The sequence below is a fragment of the Faecalicatena contorta genome, assembly GCF_021531995.1.
Classification (GTDB): Bacteria; Bacillota; Clostridia; order Lachnospirales; family Lachnospiraceae; genus Dorea_A; species Dorea_A contorta_A.
Map to the genome: position 1 here is coordinate 1 of NZ_JAFBIZ010000186.1, position 2,825 is coordinate 2,825.

Below are 2,825 nucleotides of genomic sequence, written 5' to 3' on the forward strand. Positions count from 1 at the left end.
AGTAAATGTTGTTTCAACCTATATTGTTGTTCCGTACTTAGGGGCAATAGGAGCTGCACTTTGTTCTGGTGTTTCTTATATAGTTGGGCAGGGGATTATCATGAACCTATATTACTATAAAGTGATAGGTTTGAATATTCTTAAGTTTTGGAGTAATATTATTCGAATGTCAATAGTGCCTGTAATAATGTTATTTGTTGGAATCAGTGTTAGAAAAAATATAAACATTGAAAATTGGGGAACATTATTGGTACAGATTTGTGTCTATACTTTTGTTTACATATTATTGATGTACAAGTTCTCGTTTAATGAGTATGAAAAAGAAATGGTAAGAAAACCGATCAGAAAAGTTATTGATTGGTTCCGGAAATAATAGTTTTTTGAATTATGTATTACGATGATGGTTGGAGGGGTTAGAAATGAAACAAGTGTGTATTGTTACCATTTGTAATGGAAGTAATTTTGGGAATAGATTGCAGAACTATGCACTTCAAGAAGCTGTCCGTATAAATACAGATAGTAATGTGGTTACGGTAAAAAATTTTGCTGGTGAAGTTGGATGCGGTATTTTTAAGTTGGATGTTATTTACAAAGTTCTCCGAAATGATTTTGTTTCTAAAGTTTTACTGTATTTTGTTAAGCATCCGAAAATAAGAAAGAAAATCAAGTTTAGTCAATTTAATAAGCGTTACATTTTATGGTCAAAAGAAGTGGTTAATGGAGATTTATTACCTAATCATTTTTCGGATAACTATGACTACTTTATTACTGGTAGCGATCAGGTTTGGAATTTGGAAATACCGTTTATTTCATCTCTCGAATTTTTATGTTTTGCCCCACCATACAAAAAAATTGCTTATGCAGCTAGCTTTGGAATGGGTAAATTTAGCATGGATAAGCAAAAAATAATTGAAGATAGATTAAAAGATTTTACAAATATTTCTGTAAGAGAGAACTCTGCGTTAGCCATTTTGGAGAAAGCTGGAATTTTTGATGCAAGAGTGTTAGTTGATCCAACTATGTTACTTACGGCTGAACAATGGGAGAGAATCGAATGTGAGCCGGAGTTCAAAGTTGATAAGGAACAATATATTCTTGTATATATTCTTGAAGAAGAAAAAATAGATGTTATGGAGAGGGTAGAAAGAATGGCATCTGCTAATAAGTGGGAAGTAATTGACATTTATGATTTAAGTAAATATCAATATTATGGTATTGGTCCTGCTGAATTTATCTATCTGATTCACCATGCTGCCTATATTTGTACGAATTCGTTTCATGCTACTGTTTTCTCGGTTCTATTTCATAAACAGTTTTCGGTATATAATCGAGAAGGATTAAATACACGAATTTCTACATTGTTGCAGATGCTCCACTTAGAGAATGTAGTTGGCAAAGAAAAAATGAAAGTTGTTGATTATGTACAAGTAGATCAAATTATAGAAGAACAGAAGCTGATTGCGCTTAATTATTTAAAAGAGCGGATATACTAGTTTTTGACGGAGGGAAGAAATATGCCGGAATTAGCTAACAATCGACAATGTACGGGATGTACGGCTTGCTATACGTCATGTCCTAAGAATTGCATTACTATGCAAGCTGATTGTTATGGATTTAAGTTTCCTGTTGTAGATACAAATACCTGTATTAATTGTAAAATATGTGAAAGTGTATGTCCAGTGGTCGGCAAAAAGGTGACAAATAAAGAACTTATCTCTATTTATGCAGCGTATGTTCAAGATGATAATGTGAGAATGGATAGTTCTTCAGGAGGAATTTTTTCTGAAATTGCTACTGAGGTATTGAATCGAAATGGAGTTGTATTTGGAGCCGCGTACAATAATGAGTATATGGTGGAGCATATTCAAATAAGTAGCAAAGAAGATCTCTCTAAATTGCGAGGAGCAAAATATGCACAAAGTGAATTGAGAGAGTGTTTTCACGAAGTTCAAAAGTATTTAACAGAGGGAAGAGATGTTTTGTTTGTTGGGTTACCATGTCAGATTGCTGGTCTAAAATCGTTTTTGACCAAGAATTATTCAACCCTTATTACAGTAGATTTTGTGTGTCATGGTGTGCCGTCTCCGTTAGTATGGCAAAACTATGTTAATTATCGTGCTGAAAAAGATAATAAGGGCATCTTACCTATTAAAATTAATCTGCGTTCAAAATCATCTGGTTGGAGTAAGTATCGGTATTCAAATGAATATGAATATGAGGGTGGTAAAATCTATTCCGCATTTAGTGGAGATGACTTATATATGCAATTATTTGTATCTGATTATATAAACCGAGCTAGTTGCACAGATTGCCATTTTAAAGGGGCGAAAAGAGTAAGCGATGTAACTTTGGGCGATTTTTGGGGAATTTGGGACGTGGCACCTGATATGGATGATGACAAAGGTACTTCCTTGGTGCTGATACATACAAAAGCAGGAATGACTATGTTGGATAGAATAGCAGATAGACTGGTAATAAGAGAAATGAGTTTGAATCAAGCGAGTTTTAGAAATCCGTCTTTAATAGTATCGTCATCTGCTGCGGATGAAAGAGAGCTCATGCTCGAAAAATGTGTTGCAGGAAAATTTGATGAAGCAGAACAAGTCCTTGTTCAAAAAAATGCGCAAAGAGTTTCTAAACTGAATGTAGTAATGAAGATTATACGAAAGATTAAGAAACTTATAAAACAGAAAATATAAATGAAAGATTTGGGAAGATGTATTAATAACAAGCAACAAAGAATTTGAATTGTATTTTAGGGGCATTATTAGTAAGCACTTATCATTACTTATGTGGCGCGGATATTTTTTTAATAAAAATTATAA

Annotated in this window: 3 protein-coding genes; all 3 read left to right on the forward strand. The window is 33.2% G+C overall.

Going from position 1 to position 2,825, the window contains the following annotated elements:
• The coding region (locus JQM82_RS14875; protein ID WP_235251183.1) for a polysaccharide biosynthesis C-terminal domain-containing protein at positions 1-373 on the forward strand (373 nt) is incomplete at its 5' end.
• Positions 374-419: 46 nt separating this feature from the next.
• Entirely contained in the window at positions 420-1,493 is a 1,074-nt protein-coding gene (locus JQM82_RS14880) for a polysaccharide pyruvyl transferase family protein (RefSeq protein ID WP_235251185.1), read from the forward strand.
• Positions 1,494-1,514: 21 nt separating this feature from the next.
• Complete coding sequence (locus JQM82_RS14885) at positions 1,515-2,699, forward strand: Coenzyme F420 hydrogenase/dehydrogenase, beta subunit C-terminal domain (protein WP_235251186.1); 1,185 nt, start codon at positions 1,515-1,517, stop codon at positions 2,697-2,699.
• The last annotated feature ends 126 nt before the right edge of the window (positions 2,700-2,825 follow it).